General features: G+C 71.5%; 16 protein-coding genes and 2 pseudogenes. 9 read left to right on the top strand and 9 right to left on the bottom strand.

What is annotated here, in order from left to right; all coding sequences use genetic code 11:
- Nucleotide 1 precedes the first annotated feature (1 nt).
- From OTB16_RS32580 to OTB16_RS32570, 3 genes are all read left to right on the top strand, one after another.
- Entirely contained in the window at nt 2–499 is a 498-nt protein-coding gene (locus OTB16_RS32580; protein ID WP_267725454.1) for a hypothetical protein, read from the top strand.
- Nucleotides 500–2,078: 1,579 nt separating this feature from the next.
- Nucleotides 2,079–2,417, top strand: coding sequence for a helix-turn-helix domain-containing protein (locus tag OTB16_RS32575; protein ID WP_267725452.1), 339 nt, complete (start codon nt 2,079–2,081; stop codon nt 2,415–2,417).
- Nucleotides 2,418–3,069: 652 nt separating this feature from the next.
- Nucleotides 3,070–3,339 carry a helix-turn-helix domain-containing protein gene (locus OTB16_RS32570; protein WP_324290909.1) on the top strand — a complete coding sequence of 90 codons (270 nt, stop codon included), beginning with the start codon at nt 3,070–3,072 and terminating at the stop codon, nt 3,337–3,339.
- A 552-nt stretch (nt 3,340–3,891) separates the two neighbouring features.
- Here OTB16_RS32570 and OTB16_RS32565 read toward each other — a convergent pair.
- A complete protein-coding gene (locus OTB16_RS32565) occupies nt 3,892–4,278 on the bottom strand; it encodes a VOC family protein (protein ID WP_267725451.1) in 387 nt (128 codons plus the stop codon).
- Nucleotides 4,279–4,456: 178 nt separating this feature from the next.
- Nucleotides 4,457–4,837, bottom strand: a complete 381-nt coding sequence (locus OTB16_RS32560) for a VOC family protein (RefSeq protein WP_267725449.1) — start codon at nt 4,835–4,837, stop codon at nt 4,457–4,459.
- Between the two features lie 265 nt (nt 4,838–5,102).
- Between OTB16_RS32560 and OTB16_RS32555 the strand changes: the two genes are divergently transcribed.
- Nucleotides 5,103–5,717 carry a TetR/AcrR family transcriptional regulator gene (locus OTB16_RS32555; protein WP_267725448.1) on the top strand — a complete coding sequence of 205 codons (615 nt, stop codon included), beginning with the start codon at nt 5,103–5,105 and terminating at the stop codon, nt 5,715–5,717.
- Between the two features lie 421 nt (nt 5,718–6,138).
- On the opposite strand, the pseudogene OTB16_RS32550 reads toward OTB16_RS32555, so the two are convergent.
- From OTB16_RS32550 to OTB16_RS32530, 5 genes and pseudogenes are all read right to left on the bottom strand, one after another.
- Nucleotides 6,139–6,819, bottom strand: a pseudogene (locus OTB16_RS32550) (helicase associated domain-containing protein); the annotation flags it as partial.
- A 63-nt stretch (nt 6,820–6,882) separates the two neighbouring features.
- A complete protein-coding gene (locus tag OTB16_RS32545) occupies nt 6,883–7,161 on the bottom strand; it encodes a hypothetical protein (protein ID WP_267725446.1) in 279 nt (92 codons plus the stop codon).
- Nucleotides 7,162–7,203: 42 nt separating this feature from the next.
- Nucleotides 7,204–7,974, bottom strand: a pseudogene (locus OTB16_RS32540) (helicase associated domain-containing protein); the annotation flags it as partial.
- A gap of 33 nt (nt 7,975–8,007) precedes the next feature.
- A complete protein-coding gene (locus OTB16_RS32535; RefSeq protein ID WP_267725445.1) occupies nt 8,008–8,388 on the bottom strand; it encodes a hypothetical protein in 381 nt (126 codons plus the stop codon).
- A gap of 1,271 nt (nt 8,389–9,659) precedes the next feature.
- On the bottom strand, nt 9,660–10,136 hold the full coding sequence (locus tag OTB16_RS32530; RefSeq protein WP_267725443.1) for a MarR family winged helix-turn-helix transcriptional regulator: 477 nt from the start codon (nt 10,134–10,136) through the stop codon (nt 9,660–9,662).
- 87 nt (nt 10,137–10,223) lie between these two features.
- Here OTB16_RS32530 and OTB16_RS32525 point away from each other — a divergent pair, with 87 nt between their 5' ends.
- The 5 genes from OTB16_RS32525 to OTB16_RS32505 all read left to right on the top strand — a co-directional run bounded on the left by OTB16_RS32525 (nt 10,224) and on the right by OTB16_RS32505 (nt 15,062).
- Entirely contained in the window at nt 10,224–11,114 is an 891-nt protein-coding gene (locus OTB16_RS32525) for an alpha/beta fold hydrolase (RefSeq protein WP_267725441.1), read from the top strand.
- Between the two features lie 90 nt (nt 11,115–11,204).
- Complete coding sequence (locus tag OTB16_RS32520; protein ID WP_267725439.1) at nt 11,205–11,402, top strand: hypothetical protein; 198 nt, start codon at nt 11,205–11,207, stop codon at nt 11,400–11,402.
- Nucleotides 11,403–12,508: 1,106 nt separating this feature from the next.
- Entirely contained in the window at nt 12,509–12,796 is a 288-nt protein-coding gene (locus OTB16_RS32515; RefSeq protein WP_267725437.1) for a hypothetical protein, read from the top strand.
- Nucleotides 12,797–12,811: 15 nt separating this feature from the next.
- Nucleotides 12,812–13,630, top strand: a complete 819-nt coding sequence (locus OTB16_RS32510) for a helix-turn-helix domain-containing protein (RefSeq protein ID WP_267725435.1) — start codon at nt 12,812–12,814, stop codon at nt 13,628–13,630.
- Nucleotides 13,631–14,288: 658 nt separating this feature from the next.
- The gene (locus tag OTB16_RS32505) at nt 14,289–15,062 is read left to right on the top strand and encodes a hypothetical protein (RefSeq protein WP_267725433.1); all 774 of its coding nucleotides are present in this window, start codon (nt 14,289–14,291) and stop codon (nt 15,060–15,062) included.
- Nucleotides 15,063–15,105: 43 nt separating this feature from the next.
- On the opposite strand, the gene OTB16_RS32500 is transcribed toward OTB16_RS32505, so the two are convergent.
- A complete protein-coding gene (locus OTB16_RS32500) occupies nt 15,106–17,859 on the bottom strand; it encodes a DEAD/DEAH box helicase (RefSeq protein WP_267725431.1) in 2,754 nt (917 codons plus the stop codon).
- Nucleotides 17,860–17,910: 51 nt separating this feature from the next.
- A complete protein-coding gene (locus tag OTB16_RS32495) occupies nt 17,911–18,441 on the bottom strand; it encodes a hypothetical protein (protein ID WP_267725429.1) in 531 nt (176 codons plus the stop codon).
- Nucleotides 18,442–19,111 lie beyond the last annotated feature (670 nt).

Below are 19,111 nucleotides of genomic sequence, written 5' to 3'. Positions count from 1 at the left end.
GTTGAGTGAAGATTTCAATCAGCTGATCAGTATTCTTGGCCCCTCTCCTTGGGCTGCTGGGCGCAGTATTGCTGAGATTGAGAGAGATTGGCGGGTGTCATTGCCTGTCGAATTTCATAGAATTAGTGCGGCCTATGGAGATTCCTTGGTCGATGGTTATCTATTTCTCTACGGACCCCGCACGATGCGGGAGATGGGGGAATGGATGAGTGATTATGTGAAGCGGGGAGAATCAAAACGCATCGTTGATCCCGTACTTCCTCAGCCTGGAGGAATGCTCATTTGGGGGCATACGATTGAAGGGGATCGCCTTTTTCTAGTTCCGTCTAGTGAAGGCAAGCCATGGACGGTTTCAGCCTTTCGTCGAAATTGGGGAGACTGGTACGAAACGCATATGTCCCTCGAGAAATGGCTCGTGGGGGTATTTCGTGGGTCCATCGAGACGGATTGGCTTCCCGAGTGGCCGAAGCGACACACTTTCGAGCTTGACGGCGACTGAACGCGACCTGCTGAAGACGACGATGCCGGGCGGCCTGGTCCGCGACGCGGTCCTCGCCTCCCCGGCGTGGCCGGACATCGCGGCCGCATGGCCGGCCTCGACCAGGCGGGCGTCGACGTCGCCCGGATCCTCATTGACGCCCACGCGGCCGGGGTGGCGCGGACCAGGCCGTCGCCGCCGTCACCGCGGCCGCCGCGCCCGCCGGCCGCGAACTGCCGCTCCGGGGCCGGCCGACACCCCTGCACCCGCCGCCGCTCCGGGCACCGCACCCGCCGCTGCGCCCGCCGGGCCGCCGGTGCGGGAGGCCGTCGATCCGTGGGCGCCGCCGCCTGCGAGCACGGACGCGGAGCGCTCATGGGGCCCGTGGACGCGACCCTGTACTCCCTGACGATGCCGCCCTCCGCGCCGTCCGCGCCCCGGGCCCGGGTCTCCTCGGCGGCCTCCCGCTCCCGCTCCACCACCACTCCCACGGCAGCCGCTCCCGGACAGCCGGCCGCCGCCGAGCCGGCGGTTCCCGCCCACCGGCGAGCCGCCGTGCCCGCCAGGGCGGCGGGGCACCGCGGTGACGCCGTATCCGGCCCCGGGGAGAACCGCCGAGCCGACCCGGGGCACGCCCGCCCTGTTCCTGTCCGCCGCGGCGTGCGGCCGCGCTTCTCCCCGTTCGATTACCTGTTCACTGCCCGCACGAAAACCTGTGTCGGCCGGAGTAGACATTGGGTGGTGGGGTGGTTATGGTTTCTCTCGTAGCCCAGAGAGACCGCAGGGCCTGGCAGAGACGAACTGCCGGGCAGCAGTACCGCAGTGCAGGCAGTACCCGTATGACGGTGCGGTGGTGGAGTGTCGAAGCCAGGGTTTGTGCAGGTCGGCGACGGGGCTGGTCACCGGACCGGGTGGCCCGCAGTGATCAGGGGCCACCACACGCAGTACCAGCGGTTCGCAGTACCCGGCAGTACCTCGGTAAGGGTGTCGATGGTGGGCATCCGCTCCGGGAGGTTCGGCAGTGGGGTTCTAAGCCAGAGCAGATGTAGGACGGGCGACGGGGCTGGCTGCCGGAAGTGTGGCGCTGGTTGAGGCCGCCAGCAGTGAAGTTGAGTGGGCAGTACCTCGGTGAAGGCGTCGGCTGCGGGCGCGCGCTCCGGGAGGTTCGGCAGTGGGGTTCTAAGCCAGAGCGGATGCAGGATGGGCGACGGGGCTGGCTGCCGGAGTGGCGCTGGTTGAGGCCACCAGCAGTACGCAGTGCAGTAGTAGGAGCAGTATCCGCGTTGCAGCAGTTCGCAGTATCAGCAGTACGCAGTTCCCAGTTGGTATGCAGTTGATCATCCGAGGGATGAACGGAGGAGCCCAAGCATCATCGGGATCGCCCGGACGGATTGTTGAGTCCGGGTACCGCAGGACATCGTTAGTGAGGTGGTCTCCGGTCAAGCAACCGCGATCCCCGCACCCCCGACGCTTCTCAGGTCGGGTAGGCGGATGAGTAGGCCGGCGCAGCATCAGGGCCGGCAGATGGTGTAGCAGTTCCTTCGGGGCCCTGGTGCCATTAGGCACCAGGGCCCCTCCGCATGGTTCACAGAGAGGTGAAATGACCGCAGACGACTCCTACGGCCGTCTCGATGACGATGACTACCCCGCCTACACGATGGGCCGGGCCGCCGACATGCTCGGCACCACCCAGAGCTTCCTCCGCGCGATCGGCGAGCACCGCCTCATCACCCCGCTCCGCTCGCCGGGTGGCCACCGGCGTTACTCCCGCTACCAGCTGCGGCTCGCTGCCCGTGCCCGTGAGCTCGTCGACCAGGGCACCCCGGTCGAGGCGGCCTGCCGGATCGTCATCCTCGAAGACCAGCTTCAGGAAGCCCAGCGCATCAACGCCGAACACCGCCGCGCCTCGGGATGGGCGAACCCGCCGGCCGCGGCCTGAGGGGACCGGAGCTCGTGCGCCTTGGCACAGCAGCCCCGGGGCAGCCGGGCATGGTGTCTACTCCTCGGCGGGTCATCCGCCCCCACACCCCCGCGCCCGCGCTCGCTCCGGTCGCGACTGCCGCTCCGGCCCCCGCTTCCGCTCCGGGGCCGGCCGACGCCCGTGTCGCCGCCCCCGCCGGGAGGCCGTCGATGCGTGGGGCCGCCGCCTGTGAGCACGGACGCGGAGCGCTCGTGGACGCGACCCTGCACTCCCTGACGGCGCCGCCGCGCCGCCCGCGCCCGGGTCTCCCCGACGGCCGCCCGCTCCCGCTCCACCACCACCCTCGTGGCAGTGGCTCCCGGACAGTCGGCCCCGGCCGAGCCTGCGGTGCCCGGCCACCGCGCCCACCAAGAGCGCGGGATACCGCCGGTGGCGATCGCGATCGCCTCGAACGCCCCGTTCCCTGAGGATGGAAATTGGCCCCTGTATGAGGCTGATTCACCTATCTGGCGGCGTGCCTGCCTGGGCTTGGGGCGCGTTGGTGGGGCGACACTTGCAGAAACGTTCAGCCCTCCCATCGAGCCCGTGAAACGGCCCTGGCCGCGCCCGCGGTCTGGGCCTCGTCGGCTGCTGCATCGGGGCTAAGGCAGTCGGAGGTACATGTCCCCTGGTGGCTGATGCAGATGCACTGATCAGGCGGCGCCGGCTGGGGGCCGAGCTGCGCAGGCTACGCGAGTCCAAGGGCATGAAGTCCGCCGAGGCGGCGGCCCTGCTCATGGTCTCCCAGCCGAAGATCAGCCTGCTGGAGAATGGCCACCGCCGGATCAGCCCGCGTGATGTCCGTGATCTCTGCCGGATCTATGGAGTCCAGGACCAGCAGGTCGTCGATGCACTCATGTGTGTGGCCGGCGAATCGTGCCCAGCGGGCGCTCCGAGGTAGCCGGCCCTCGCTCCCCTCTCCATCCAGGGCTGGCTCCGGGCCGTATTCGCGGCCCTCAACGCGGCCCCCGACCCGGCCGCTCGTACGCTGCTCGCTCACCTCCTGCACGGGCATCCACCCGCCCCCGATTCGCACGATCTGCGTACGCGGCATGTACGCGATGTGTGCGGTTCCAGGCTGGCGTGCGGGTGGCACGGCGCTGGGCGCGCACGGGCCGGGTGGGTCCTCGTACGCCGTGCTCGGGGCCTCGGCTGGCCGGCCCGGTGCTTTTCGCGCCGTACGTCGAGTCCGCGGCCGGGCGGCGGACGGTTCGCGTATCTCGGTGTCGGCGCCGAGCTGGGGTGTCCGGGGGCGGGGCATGTGCGGCGGAGGGGCGGCTGATTGTCGGCCGGGCGCCCTGCTGTCCGCGGTTCCAAGGCCGGGCTCGGTCCGCCGGACCGGCGGCCGAGCGGCGCCGGCGGGGCGGCCAGGGGGGCCTCGTCGTCCGGCTACCCGCGCCCCCGACGCTGTGACCTCGCCTGTGCCGAGCGCGAGGAGCAGCGTGGCCATCGCCTATGTGCTGGTGTTGATGCAGAACGGCTGGCCTGAGGGGTCGAGCAGGACGGTCCAGTGCTCGCCGCCGGGCTGGTGGGCCGGCTTGGTGGCCCCGAGTGCGAGCAGCTGCTTCTCGGCCGCCGGGACGTTGTCGAAAGAGATGTCCAGGTGGAAGGGCAGCTCCTCTTCGGGCCAGCGGGGGGCCTTGAAGGGTTTCGCTGTGTAGAAGACGTACATCGACCCGTGGAGGGCGAGGGCGAAGGCGGCTTCGTTGCCTTCCTCGTCCGGGTACGCCTCGGCGATCTCGGTGCCCAGGGCGGCGGCGTAGAACTCGGCGAGCCGGCGTCCGTCCCGGGCCCAGATCGCGTGGCAGGAGATCTTCCCCGCCAGGGTGCTGTCGCTCATGACGTCTGTTCTCTTCCTGATGTGCTGCTGTGGCGCGCAGGGCCGCGGCGGGAGCGGGCCGTGGCTGCTGGTCTCCCCGTGCCTCGCTGGGTGCCGGTCCCACGCACGGCCTGCGACGGAGGCCCGCTGGTGGGGGACCGGCTCCCGTGCGGGCGCTGGGTGCTGTCCTGTGGCTGGGTCAGGTGGCGTTGGCGCTCAGGGCGACGGCGTAGCCGTTGGGGTCGCGGAAGTACATCATCCGGTAGCCGCCGTCCTCGGCTTCCTTGAGGACCTCGACCTGGTCGCGGATCTTCGCGCAGGCGGCGTCGAAGTCGGGGGCGTCGAGGTAGAAGAAGGCAGAGGCGCCCGGCTTGTCCTGTGCCACCTGCGGGAGAAAGGCGTTGGCCTCGGTCTTGGGCTGGACCATGAAGGCCATCCGCTCGCCGTTGAAAACGAGGTGGACACCGTCGCTGGAGATCGACTCGCGGCTGACGCCGAAGCCGAGCGACTCGTAGAAATCCAGGGTCTCGGTGATGTCGTTGACGGCCAGGCATGCGGTGAACGCGGGGTTCGTGGGCATGGTCACTCCTTGTGTCGACGCAGTGGCTCGAAGCCAGCTAAAAACTAGTACATCTGTACTGTACAGATTCTGTGATCTATCGCAAATCGGACACGGCGCTGTAGGTCCGCTCGTCAGATCGACCAAATTCTGTGGCAATACCCCGTACTGCTCCAGTGGTACGCACGTCCTAGACTGATCCGAAGAGCTGATCCTGAGGGAGCCTTGCCGTGACCGTCCCGCCTCACAACCACCACCGACCCGCCAGCCCGCTGAAAGCAGCGCGATGACAGACTCTGGCGGGCGAACGGCGCAGCCGCGCCGGAAACGCGACCCGCAGCGCCGCATCGAAGAGATCATCAGCGCCACGGAACGGGTCATCACCCGGCGCGGCATCGAGGGACTCACCCACCGTGCCGTGGCCGAGGAAGCGGGCGTCCCGCTCGGGGCCACCACCTACCACTTCGCCACCCGCGAAGACCTCATCAGAGCCGCCCTGGAACGCTCCGTCGACCGCTTCGGCGCCTACCTCGAACAATGGGTCGCCCAGCGGCCCAACCTCAGCCCCGAACAGTTCGCCGTCCTGCTCACCGACGCCCTCATGGGCAGCTTCACCGCAGACAGCCGCGGCCAGAACACCATGGAGTTCGAGCTCTACCTGGCGGCCCTGCGCCGCCCCGAACTCCGCGCCGTCGCCGACCGGCACACCCAGAACAACATCCGGGCCATCTCCCACTACACCGACCCCGTCACCGCCGCAGCCGTCGCAGCCGCCAGTCAGGGCATCACCCTGCGCGGCCTGGCCAACTCCCAGCCCCCCACCCGCGACGAAGTCGAATCCGTACTACGCCGCATCCTCACCCCCAACCCCGCACTACCCCCGCCCCCTCCACAAAGGTGAAGCAAGGAAAGCAGCGCAGCGTCGCCCGGTGACGAAGGTCGGACTGCCGCATGGCGGTCCAGGCGGGATGTTCGCCGGGAGGTACTGTCGAGGGAACGGCACCAAGCCCCATTCGTCGCTCATAGGGCCGCCCCCAGCTACCCCCGGAGATCGGCAGCCGCCTCGATCCCTACGTGGAGTCAGATCTCGTCTTCACAGCCACGTCGGGGTCGCACCGAGTGGAGTCAGACCCCACTTACCAGTGGCGTCAGTTGTCACCTTCGAGGCCAACCCCGAGCTCGGCGAGCGCGGCCGGCTCGCCCGGTCGAGCCGGCCGCGGCGGGCTTTCCGATCCGCATCAGATCCCGCGCGCGGTGCTCGGCGCCGTCGGGCAGCACCTCGACCACGGAGCGCGCGGCCCCGCCGCTCGTTCCCACCTGGTCTACGCCCACTCCATGCCCAGATCCCGCAGTGCGGTCAGCTCCTCCGCCGTGAGCTTGTCGCGCCTCGACTTGGTGTTCGAGACCCACACACCCAGCTTCACCACCACCGGCTCCGCCTCGCCCTCGACCCCGAGCGGCTCGCTGTGACCGCGCGGCACCGGCCGATGACCTTCCCGCTCGACCCACTGCGCGAGGGCTGCCAGGCCCCGCTGGAATGCCTGCTGCGCCTTGCTCGGGCCCTTCGTCACGGGCATGGGCGCCGGGGCGGGAGTAGGGGCTTCAGGTGTCTTGATGCCGAGCTTGGTCAGCCGTTCCTGCTGTTCGGCCGACAGCATCTTCCAGGTGCCCGGTTCCTGTTGCCGCCACCGCCACTTGCCCACGTCGTCGCCCTCGAAGATGACGCCCGGCGCGATGTGGGGCAGGACGCCGTCGGCGTCGACCAGGTCCCCCAGGACGCGATAGTGCCGCTGCCAGTCCAGCGGCCAGGGGCAGTTCCAGTCCGGGTCGATCTCCGCGAGCTGCGCGGCCCGGGTCTCCGCGCGCTGTGGGTCCTTGCCGAGGCCGCCTTTCCGCCGCAGGTTGGCCATGTGTTGCCCGATCGGCATCATCGCCGCCCCGCCCTCAGCCTCTCCTGCGTCCCACACCGCGTCTTGGCGGGGTGCGAGGTGTGATGATCTGCGGGTTTTTGTCAGTGGTGATTCGGCATCGTGATGTCAGTCCGGTGATACAGAGGTTGTCGCTGTTCAGCGGTTACGCGCTGACGATATGAGCGGTGTCATGAATGCCGATCTGGCGCTGACGTTTTTAGCGGGCTGGCTGGTCAGTTGGTTGCAGGTTGGTATGACGGGTGTGGTGGGGGCCCCGGCGGCGTGGGGTCCGGTGTTGTGGTTGGCGCAGTTGGTGCCGAAGGCCGGCGACAGGATGTCACCGATGCCGCCGGCGGAAGCCGGTGCGGCGGCTGCGGCCAGTGCCGCCGCACCGGCCGTGAGTGCGAAGGTCGTGGCTGCCTTGTATGTGGTCACCCCTGAAGAACGATCTCCGCGAACAGCGGGTGCGCACCCCAATCACCCGCCCGGGTGCCACCGCGCCCAGCCGATGCCGAGCGCGGCGAGCGCGGCGCGCTGCTCCGGGCTCAGCCCGTCCCGCCGGCTGCAGGCGTTGGACAACCAGACCCCCAGCCGGACCGCCGTCCCATCCGGCAGCACCTCGCTGTGCGCACGAGGCACGATAACGCGGCCTTCCCGCTCGACCCACTGCGCGAGGGCCGCCAAGCCCCGCTGGAACGCCTGCTGCGCCTTGCTCGAACCGCCCTTCGCCGCACCCGCGGCCACCGGGGCGGGGGCCGCGGCCTGAGCGGGCGTCACGCCGAGTGCGGTCAGCCGTTCCTGCTGTTCGGCGGAGAGCTGTGCCCAGTCGCGGTTTTGCCGTGTGAGCCATCGTCCGAGGTCGTCGCCGTCGAAGGTGACGCCGGGCTCGATCGCGGGGAGGAGGCCGTCGGTCTCGGTTTCGGTGAGCTGGGCGAGGACTCGGTGGTGGCGTTGCCAGTCGAGCGGCCACGGGCACGCCCAGTCGGGGTCGATCGCGGCCAGCTGCTCGGCGCGGGCGCGGGCCCGCTCCTCGTTCTTCCCAAGGCCGCCTCTCCGCCGGAGGTTGGCCATCAGCTGCCCGATCGCGAGCTGCTCGCCGACCTCGCCCCAGACGGCATCCTGCCGGGGTGCCAAGTGACCGTGCGCCCGCTGGTAAGAGCCGAGCGCGGCGAGTTTGGTCTCCCCCGCTTCCTCGCCGGGCTCCCAGACCATCCCGGCCTCCGGGGCGTCCAGCAGGGTCTCCACACGCCGCGCACCCGCTAGCCGGACCCGTGGGAGCGCTCAGCTCCTCAACGACTGCACCACGACCGCCGCCGACAGCAGGAGTCCGGTACCGACCATCACCTTGGCGGCGGTCGGGCGTTCGCGCGGGTCCGCCCCGGTGGCCAGCAGGAGCTGCAGCGCCGAGGGGAAGAACAGGAACATTCCGGCCATGGCGCCGATGAACGACCACAGCACCAGCAGCGCCGCGATGGTGCCCGCGACGTAGACGAAGCCGGACGGCCGGGCGTGCAGGAACAACGGCACGGAGACCACCGCGGCGGTCGCGAAGGCGAGCGCCGGGATGCCGGAACCCGCGAACCACACGATCAGCACAGGTAGGGGGGTGACCACGGCGCACAGCACGAGGCCGAACTGCCATGGATGAATACTCGCTCGCACAGCGGCCTGCATGACCAACCCTCGGACCCGACGACTTGAACGCGTTCAAGCTACCGGAACCGGGGAGCGTGCTGCGACAGCGGGAGTCGCGAAGGTCGGCGCCCTGCTCCAGGCCGTCTCTCAGGACTGACCGGATCGCCGCGTTCTATACGCATGGTGCCGGGCGCCCCTATCGGGGGCCCAGCACCACGCGCAGCCAACGCCCGGTCGCTGAGGCTATGCGAGACGGCGACGTCATGTGCGGCCCGGCCCCGGCCCACCCTCAACACCCCGCCCCGCCCTGCCCCGCCCCTCCGGCCGCGCCCGCCCCTGCTCAAATCCAAGCGTGGGCTTGGATCGGCGCGGTCGAACGGTGCAACCGGGCCGCGGCGGGCGTCTTGCCGGCGCAACTCCGCAGGTACTCCCGTCCTACCGCCCACCGAGTGCACGTACCCGAAGGCGACGGCCAGCTCGCCGCCGCGCCGCGCAGGGCACGCACCTTATGTACGCTCCGCGGAACCGGGCGGCCCGTCCGGCGCCCCGGCGGGCTGCCCCGTTACCGCGCCCACGCGGCTCCGAGTTCGGCGAGTGCGGCAGTGGGGCCTGGTCGAACTTGTCGCGGCGGGCTCTCAGATTCCCGTACCAGATCCCGGTGCGGTGCTCCACCCCGTCGGGCAGGACCTCGACCGCAGAGCGCGCGGGCAGGCCGCCTTCCCGCGCGACGTACTGGGCGAGGGCCGCCAAGCCCCGCTGGAACGCCTGCTGCGCCTTGAACGACCCCTTCGCCTCGCCGCCCGGGCCTGGGCCCGCGGCCGGCACGGGGGCCGGGGCGGGAGCCAGCATCGTCCTGGGGTGTGCCCCCGAGTTCCCGGGACGGGTTCCGGGTCCTGACTCCTGACCGCTACCGCGGGGCCGCCCCCGCTGGGCCTGACGGTGGCGACACCGCGCGCCCGGGGTGTCCGGCATCAGGCGTCAGGACAGCACGCACGGACCCACGGTCAGCCGGGCCCGCCTCCCGCATCCGGGTCTCCCCGGCGGCGGCCCGCCCCCGCTCCGCCACCACCCCGGCCGCCGCGGCACCTGGGCAGCAGGCCCCGGCGGAAGCCGCCGTCCCTGCTCACCGGCGGCAGGCCGCACCGGCCAGGGGCGCGGGGCGTACGCGGTGACGGCGAAGGCTCCCGCACCCGGACGCCGCGGGCGGGGCTTGCGGGCGGGCGGCGGACCGGGCATGGGCGGCCTGGTGGACGCTGTCGGACCGGGGCCGGACCGCTGCCCGGGGCTGCTGCTGACCGCTAGCGCAGTTCCTGTCCCGCCGCCCAGCCCGGAGCGTCGAGGTTGATGGGCGAGTCGCCGACGAATTGGGCGAGCTGCTTTTCCAGCTCGGCGAGTTCGGCGGCGCCCAGACGCACTTCCCAGCGGGCCCGCACCTCGTCGAAGATCGCCGTGCTCTCGGTGATCAGTCCGATCCCGTGATCGGTGATCCGGATGTTCTTGCGGCGGATGTCGGCGGGGTCGGTCTCGGTGGTGACGTACCCGCGTTCGACGAGCGCGGCGATCGTCTTCGCCGCGGCCTGCTTGGTGATGGCGAGTCTGCGGGCCAGGTCCGAGGCGCTGTCGGCGCCGGCTCGGATGGCCCGGATCGCGTACTCGTGCGACGGCCGGGCGTCGGGGTATCCCCGGGTCGCCAGCTCCCGGACCACTTCGTCCACCAGATTGCGGTAGCTGCCCAGGAGCAGCAGGGCGAGATCGGCGCCGGATCGTGAGGACATGACCACAGTCTAGATCTTCCCTTGACCTGGACAACCAGGTTGACCAATACTGGAGTCAACCTGGTTGTCTATCTTGGGAGTCATCGCATGACCAGCTCTTTCGTGACCGCCTCGCCCGCCGTGGCGGGCGTCACGCACCACACCGCCGAGGTCAACGGCACCACGTTGCACTACGTCTCGGCGGGCGACAGCGGCTCCCCGATCCTGCTGGTACACGGGTGGCCGGAGTCCTGGTGGGCCTTCCGCGACGTCATCCCGCTGCTCGCCGCCACCCACCGGGTGTTCGCCGTCGACCTGCGCGGCTTCGGCGACTCCGGCATCGCCGACGGCGACCACGACTTGGCCACCATGGCGGAGGACCTGCACCGGCTGGTCGCCCACCTCGGCGTGGGGCCCGTGCATGTGACCTGCCAGGACATCAGCGGCGGGCCGGTCTTCGCGTTCGCGGCCACGCACCCCGGCGACGTCCTCAGCTTCACCGGCGTCGAGACCACCCTTCCGGGGTACGGCTGGGAGATGCTGGCCGACGTGATGAACGGCGGCTCCTGGCACGTGGGATTCCTGGCCGCCCCGGGAATTCCGGAGCTGTTCCTGGCCGGCCGCGAGCGAGTGATGCTCGACTGGGCCGTCTCGGTGATGACGATGGTGCCGGGCGGGGTCGCCGAGGCCGACCTCGACGAGTTCGCCCGCACCTACGCGCGGCCGGGCGGCTGGCGCGGCACCGAGGGGCTCTACCGTTCCTCCCTGACCGGCGGCGACCGGATGCGGCAACTGGCCGAGTCTCGGCCGCTGACCGTTCCCGTGCTCGCCGTCGACGGCATCAACGCCCCCTTCACCGAGCGGACGATGCGCCAGGTCGCCGGCGACGTCACCGCGGTCACGATCCCGGACGTCGGGCATTTCGTCGCGCAGGAGGCGCCCGCCGCCTTCGCCACCGCGGTCGGCGACTTCGTCGACCGCGTCGACCGGAGCCGGTGAACGGCCGAGTCCCTGCACCGCCACCCTCCGTGCCCTCTCCGGCCTGCCGCTGACGCGGCCTCGAGCCGGGGCAGCGCCGTTGCCTCCCGGATGCGTGCTGCCGAGGTGGGTAACTTCCGCGCCGACACCGCGTGTTTCAACCGCGGATACGCCGTCCGCTCGATCGGCGCCACGAACCACGGGCGGGCGGGGGAGCTGCCGGAGTTCGAGCGGATCGTCCTCTTCGGCGTCGCCGGACTCCCCGGCCAGCAGTACCCGCCACCGGGCCACGACTACCCGCGCACCTGACCCGGGCGCCGCGCCGTTCCAGAATTCTGCAACGGCGCCCGACCCGGTCACCGGGCCCAGGCGACGCCGAGCTCGGCGAGCGCGCGCAGCTGCGCCGCGTCGAGCCGGTCGCGGCGGGCCTCGTGTTCCCGATCCAGATCCCGGTGCGGTGCTCGGTCCCGTCGGCCAGGACCTGCACGACTCCGCGCCTCGGCAGCCGCCCTGCCCGCGCGGCGTACTGCGCGAGGGCCGTGACACCCTTCCGGCACGCCTGCCGCCCTTGCCCGGCCCGGACGCCACGACACGCTTCGCGGGGCCTTACGGGCCCGTCAGGCCCTTCCCCACCGCTCAGCTCGCCGGCCCTGCGCTGCTACTCCTCGTTCGGCTTCCCGAAGTCGCGGCGCTGGGTGGCGAGCCAGCGTCCGATGTCCTCGCCGTGCAGGGTCACCGGCGTCGCGCTGCGGGCTGCCGGGGAACTCGGGCTGAGCGGGCTCCGTAAACCGGTTTACGGAGCCCGGGCGGTGCGGTTCCGGGCCGGTCGCGGGGCCGGAAAATGGCGGCAGGGCCGGCCCCGTGTGCGGGTCGGCCCTGCTGTGTGAAGCGTTCGCGCGGCAACGCGGTGCTTCGTTGTGTCCCTGCTGCGGAGTCACCACTTCAGGGGTTCCGCCGGTTGCCCGGTCGGTCTGCACCCCACGGTGCCGTGCCGGCGGACCGGAACGCAACTTCTCCTTGGACGCGAGCGGACGAACGGGGCCGGGCGCCCTGTTGGTGGGGGCGCTGCACGGGGACCGGTGACGGAGCCGGCAGCAGGCCACCTATGCATCCCGGTAGGTGCCCCCGGTATTTGTGCAGGTCAGGTCGCTCCAAGGGAGTCGGTGTGTGCAAGTGGGACAGCGGGGACACCAGCGGACGAATGAATGCGCATTCCAGACTTATCGGGTGGGCTGCCGGGTTTCCGCGCTTCGGGGTGCTGTGACTGTCTGTCATGCTTGTGATCCCCGGACAGGCGACGGCAATCGCCCCTGGGGGAGCGCCACTTGGCGCGGAGTCACCACTACGGGAGGGCGCCATCCGGCGCCCTCCCGGCTATCAGGGGTGCCGTCCGGCACCCCGGTCTGGAGACCGCTATGGCAGTACAGCAGGAAGCCGCCCGCGCGAGCGCCCCGCAGGGGCGTGGGCCGGAGGGCAGGCCGGGCGGCCTGACGATGCCGCAGGCGATCGTGATCAGTGTCGTGATGCCGGTGGTGTGCGTCCTGGCCGTGGTGCTGAGCCTGCGGGGGATGCCGACGGGGGAGATCTTCCCGCTGCTGGGCGGCGCGGGCGCGATCGGCACCGTCCTGGTCATCGCCCTCACACCGGGAGGCCGGAGCGTGGTGGCCGCGGCCGCCCGCGCGGCCCTCCAGGCCGGCCGGTAGAGCGGGGCAGGGTCCATGGGACGACCTGAATCCCCCGTCGACCACACCCTCCCGGCCCGCGGCGCCCTCGCTGTGGCCCTGCGCGAGCTGCGTACCGCGGCCGGGCTGTCGTACGACAAGCTCGCGGCACGCTCCGGGGTCTCGGCGACCGCCCTCAAGCGCGCCACCTCGGGCCGGCACGTGCCCGCCCGGGAGACGGTCGAGGCGATCGCCGCCGCCTGCCACGCCCAGGACGACGAGGGCCTTGCGCAGTTGTGGCTGGATGCCCGGATCGCCGAGCGGGGCCGCCTGCAGGGACGCCGCCGCCCTGCCTCTCCTGAACTGGTCACCACCCCGGGGGCGCTCAGCCAGGCGCTGGTCTACTTCTACGAGCGGGCCGGCGCACCGACGCTGCGCCGCCTGTCGGTTCTGGCGGGCGGAAGGCATTTGCTGCCGGTCAGTACGGCGGGGCGGGTCGTGGCCGGACAGGTGCTCCCGGCCAGCCGCCAGCAGTGCCTGGCCTTCCTGGAGGCCTGCGGCGTCGGACTGCGTCTGCGTGTGCGCTGGGCGGACGCCTACGACCGGATCGCGGCCCCGGCGCCGGCCCGCGGCTGGGAGGTTTTCCAGGGGGGCATGACGGCGGCAGACGCCGCTCTGAGAGTCGAGCGCGAGCGCCACGCGGAGAGGACTGCCGGTATCGGGTCCGTCCGCCTGGCCGACCTGCACCACGGCCCCGGCCTGGTTGCACGCTCCCGGGGGACGGACATGCTGCGGGAGCTCTACGACGTGCCGCTGCGAGACGGGACGATCCGGTACTCCGAGCCCCGCCCTACACGGCGGCAGCGGGTGGCATGAGGGAGGTCCTCTCACGGCCTGCTCCGCGAGGCGGGCGCGGGCCGCGCGGGGCTTCCAGCGCGCCGAGCGGGCGGCCGGGGCGAGGGGAGTGTCCGCAGCGGCGGCCGCTCCCGCTCCACCCCACCCGCCGGGCCCCCGGACAGCCGGCCCCGGCGGAGGCCGCGGTCCCCGCGCACCTGCAGCAGGCCGCCCCGGTCAGGGGCGCGGGGCGTACGCGGTGATGGCGACGGCTCCCGCCCCCGGACGCCAGGGCTTCCGGGCGGGCGCTGTCGTGAGCGGATCGCTGCCTGCAGCCTGCTGCTGAACGGGGCGCTGCTCGCGGCCGCGTTGCGGGCGGGCCACCTCGGCATGGTGCAGAGGGACTTTGTCCTGTCGGAGGAAGTCCAGCGGCACGCTGCCCGCGGGGCGGGCACCGGCCCGGCGCCTGGCGGGGCGTCTCGCTGGGAGGGTGCCGCATCCGCCGGTCGCGGGGTGCGGGCGCGGCGCCCGGTGCGGGCAGGAGAGGGGTGCCGCCGTGGTCGTACACCTAGCCGGCAGTGCTGAGACGTTGAAGACCGTCGGCGTCCCTGAGGGTCCTGAACAGCAATGCCCGGGGCGGCTCACGAGGGCTCGCGCTGACGGCATGGGGGTGTCAGTGGCGGGCTCTACCCTGCCGGTCATGACACCGCCTCCCTTCAAGTACGCCTACCTGCAGCCGCTGTTCGTGGACATCGAGAGCCTGCGAGGTGAGGGTGCCTACCGACAGCTCCCGGCACCGCAGCCCTCCAGCAGCCTGGCTACCGACGACGCGCCCCTGGGCCAGTACGGCGCTTCGACGCTGATCCGCAACTCCTTCACCGCGGGAGTCGCCCACGCGGACGCGCTGCGCAGGCTCGTACGTGCCGGCGAAGTGGACCCGACGAGCCCATGGACTCTGATGCGCGGTGCGCTGGAGAACTTCGCGACGGCCGCCTGGCTCCTGGACGGTCCTGATCGCCCCGAGCGCCGGCGCCGAACCTTGCGTCTGTGGCGTGAGGACATGCGCAACCGGGCCCAGCACGAGGAAGAAACCGACCACACACCGGGCACCGGCGGCAAAACGGGCCGTGAGCGCGTCCAGGAGATCGACGCCCTCGCCCTGACCCTGGGCATCCGCGACAAGCTGGCCAAGCCGGAAGCCGGGAAGCTGATAGAGGACGCTGCCGAATGCGCCGGGCTGCAGCCCCGCAAGGTCACCGCGGTCTGGCGCGCCGCCTCAGGATTCGCGCACGGCCGCTACTGGCCCAACCTCCGAGTTTCAACGATCCGCGACGCCGTAAGAGGCGGCCCGGATCATGTGCTGATGGCCCTGGTCATCGACGAGAGCCAGCACCGGCCCCTTACCCAGCACACCCGCTCGCTTCTTCACCACGTCCAGGCCAGATACGCGGCCAGGGCTGACGAACGGGAGTGATCCCCGCTCTGCGCCTGGGCTCGACGGCTGCACAAAGTCGGCGTCATGCCCAATCCACGCCCAGCTTCGCGAGTGCTGCGCGCTGGGCCTGGTCGAGTTTGTCCCGCCTCTGCTTGGTGTTGGTGATCCATACGCCGAGCTTGACGGTCACCGGCTCGGTCTCGCCGTCGATGGTGATCGGCTCGGCGTGGCCGCGGGGGACGGGCCGGTCGGTGCCTTCCCGTTCGATCCACTGCGTGAGGGCTGTCAGGCCCCGTTGGAACGCCTGCTGTGCCTTGGACGGCCCCTTCACCCCGCTGCCCGCGCCCGCACCCGCGGGCTCGGGCGCCGGGGCGGGGGTCGGGGCCGGGGCCGCGGCGGCTCGTACGCCGAGCGCGGCAAGTCGTTCCTGCTGCTCGCTCGTCAGCCGTGCCCAGATGTGGGGGAGCCGCTGCCGTGTGAGCCACCTGCCGAGGTCGTCGCCGTCGAAGTGGACGCCGGGCTGGATGGCGGGGAGCAGGCCGCCGGGTTCGTCGGCGGCGAGCTGGGCGAGGATCCGGTGGTGGCGTTGCCAGTCCAGCGGCCACGGGCAGTTCCAGTCGGGGTCGATCGCGGTCAGCTGCTGCGCCCGCTTCTCCGCCCGTTCCGTGTCCTTGCCGAGGCCGCCTTTCCGCCGGAGGTTGGCGATGTGCTGCCCGATCGGCATCATCGCCTCGCCCTCAGCCCCTCCTTCGCCCCAGAGGGCGTCTTGTCGGGGTGCGAGGTGTCCGGTGGCCCGGTGGTAGGAGCGGAGCGCGGCGAGTTTGGTCTCCCACGCTTCCTCGCCGGGCTCCCACACCATCCCGGCCTCAGCCGCGTCGAGGAGGGTTTTGCGCCGTTCCTCCAGCTCCCCGCCGCGTAGGGCTTTGCGCTGTTGGTGGACCCACCGGCCGAGCGGGAACGCCTCGGTCACCCCGACCGGGGTTTCGGTGTCGTACGGGACCGCGTACAGGCCGGTGATCCCGTTCTCCGCCCGCCACCGCAGCAGGGCCTGGTACCCCTCCAGCCAGACCAGGGACTCCGGCCGGTACACCCGGGTACGCAGGAACGCCGCGATCGTCGCAGGATCCCGCGGGCTGGAGAAGTACAGCAGCGCCGACTCGGCGCCCGCGCCGGCACCGCCCTGCTCCTGGCCCTCGCCGTCCTCCCCGGCCCCGGCCGCGGTGCTGGCGCCGGTGATCCGGCCGTCCTCGTCGCGCTGGACGTGGACCTGCCGTTCGTACTGTCCGCGGGTGAGCGCTCGGGAGGCGAGCTGCTCGACGAGCTTCTCCGAGTGGGACCGGAGCCCGTTGAGGACAGCGACGAGGGGTGCGAACGACGCCGAGGCGACCATGTCGCCCGGGTCCTCCCCCCGTTCCAGGAAGACCGGCACGATGATCCTGGCGACCTTCGTCGTCCCGTCCGGGTTGGGTCGCAGCGCCCTGCCGATGTTCTGCACGATCTCGACCTGGGACCCACGCGTGTCGGCGAAGCAGATCGCCTCGACGCCACGTTCGCCGGTGATGTCGACCCCTTCGCCGAGGACGCGTACGGACGCGAGGAACGCCCGGTGCACCCGCCGCCCGGCCGGATCGATGCCGTTGGCGAACTGCCGCAGGGTCTCGCGGCGCTCGGCGACGAGGTGGTCCCCGCACAGCCACTGCGCCCAGACCCGGTCCGGGGGTACGTGGCGACCGGTCTCCAGCTCGTACGGTTCGGCGCCGATCGAGGACCGGGGGAGCAGTGCCGCCTGCGCCATGGCCGCCGCTGCCACCCCGGCGTCCGAGCCCGCCGCCGCGGTGTGCAGCTCGGCGGCGGTCTCGGGCAGCTTGGCGGCGAATGCGGCGGCTTCTTCGACCCGCTGGTGGAACGTCATGACGGTCTTGAGGTTGTGCCGGGCCGCGTGTTCCAGGAGCGCGGCCTGGAGCAGGGCCAGGCGCCGGCCCCGCAGCGCCTCCTCCGAGATGCCGAGGATGGGGGAGGGGTCGCGGATCTCGAGGACGTCGATCTCGAACCCGGCGAGGATCCCGCGCTCCACTGCCTCGGACAGCCCCAGCTCCGCCCCCGGGAGCCAGGCCCCGTAGGTGCCGTCCGGATCGTCGGCCATGCTCGCGATCACCGGCTCAGGCCCGCCCGCGCCCTTCCCCGGCCTAGGCGCGGCAAGGATCCGCGGAGTCGCCGTCATGTAGAGCCGGAAGGCGGCCGGGATCCGGGTGTTGTCGTGGATCGCCGCCCACGGCCGCCCCAGATCCCCCGCGGTCGAGTGCGCCTCGTCCACGACCGCGAGGTCGAACGGGGCCATCACCTGCCCGTACAGCCGCTCCCCGCCCGCGAGCGCGGCCTCCAGGGGCCCCCGCACCTTCCGCTGGCCCGCGGGTGCCTCGACGTCCTCGCGGTCCACCAGCGAGGCGTACGTGGCGAACACGACGACCGGCCCGGAGCCGGCCCACAGGGCGAGCTGGATCGGGTTGGTGGTCGTACGCACCCCGAGCTGCTCCAGGACCGCGTCGTTCTCGAGCGAGCAGACCGCGACCATCGGCGCCCGGTGGCCAACCCGGCGCCACGCCTGCGCGGTCTGCACGAGGAGGTCCAGGGTTGGCACGGTGACGAGGATCCGCCCGCCGGGGAAGCACTCCAGCGCGGACGCGGCGGCCATGATCGTCTTCCCCGAGCCGGTCGCGGACACGATCGTGCCCCGGGCCCCCTGAGCGGGCACAGACGATCTTGCAGAGAATCCAACCCATTTCCGGAACGCCGACTTCTGCACGACCTGGTGTTCCCTGAGCTGAACCACAGACATTCTCCTGACCTTCCGATCACTAATTCCGGCGGGTTTTCAGGCGGCCGCAGGTCATAACGACGGCGAGAACGGCGGCACGGACACCGTGCCGTCCTCGCCGACCACGACCCGCTCGGCGAGCTGCGCCAGGACCTCGACGGGCCGCAGTCCGGCCCGAGCGGCCGCCGCCCGGATCAGCCGGCTGGAGCCGGCGGACAGCCACAGCTCCGTCCGCAGCTCGTCCCGTTCGTCCTGCCGCCGCGCCAGCTGCGCGGCGTGTCCGGACAGGACCCCCTGCCGCCGTTCATCACGCTCCCGCTCCCACACGGAGCCTTGGACGTCCCGCTCCGGCTCGTACGCGTCCCACCCGGAGGTGTCCATCATGAGGCTGACGCGCTGCCACTCCCGGTGCTTCGCCGCCCAGACCACGGCCAGCCGCTCCGGCTCCGACCCGTACTCGGAGAAGGCCCCGCCGAGCAGGGCCCGTTCCGTCTCCCGCTCCCTGACCGCCGCCTCCGCGACCCGCTCCGCAACCACAACCCCGGTCAGACCGTCCCCCTGGCGCCGAACCGAATCCCGCGCCACGTCCTCAGCACTCCACATGACCACTGGTCCTTTCTAGAGAAAAACCACTTGCTGCCGAGACGGTCTGTGGATGTCCCGTGTTTCCGCCAACGGTACATGCTGCATCTAGTCGATGCAGTCGCTACAGCGGAACCCGACACGAACGAGCGGCCCCACCCCCTCCCTACGGCCAAGCCCGCGCAGCGGACCCCGAAGGGACTGGAGGCCCAGCCGGAAAGTCCCTCCCGGGAATGGTGGAGTACAGCGGACCCAGCCAGGCCACCCGCGGGAGCAGGCCCCAGAGCCGGAGGGCCCCCGTGGTGGCGCGCGGCGGACCCCCAACGGGCCGAAGGCGTCAACCCCAGTCCGTGGCCGCACCCGAAAAGCAACCCCTCCACCAGCCCATCCCGCCAGCCGCCCGCGAAGCGGGCTCGAGGCCGGGGAGCGCAGCGGACCGGGCCGGCCTGAAGCGCAGCGGAAGGCCATCACCAGCCGCACGCAGCGCGGCCGGTGACTCCCACTCACCCCCGAAGCGCAGCGCAGGGGATGAGTGGGAGGTGTGGTGAAGCGCAGCGGAACCACACCAGGCCGGAGCGCAGCGCAGGCCAGCCCCACCCGAAGGGTGGGGCGCCCGGAGCGCAGCGCAGGGCTTCCCCTCCACAGCGCGCAGCGCTGTGGTACCCGCTCGTCCTCGGGGTCATGGCGCTCG

This window comes from Streptomyces antarcticus (genome assembly GCF_026627255.1).
GTDB classification, from domain to species: domain Bacteria; phylum Actinomycetota; class Actinomycetes; order Streptomycetales; family Streptomycetaceae; genus Streptomyces; species Streptomyces antarcticus.
This window is presented reverse-complemented; position numbering and strand designations above follow the sequence as displayed.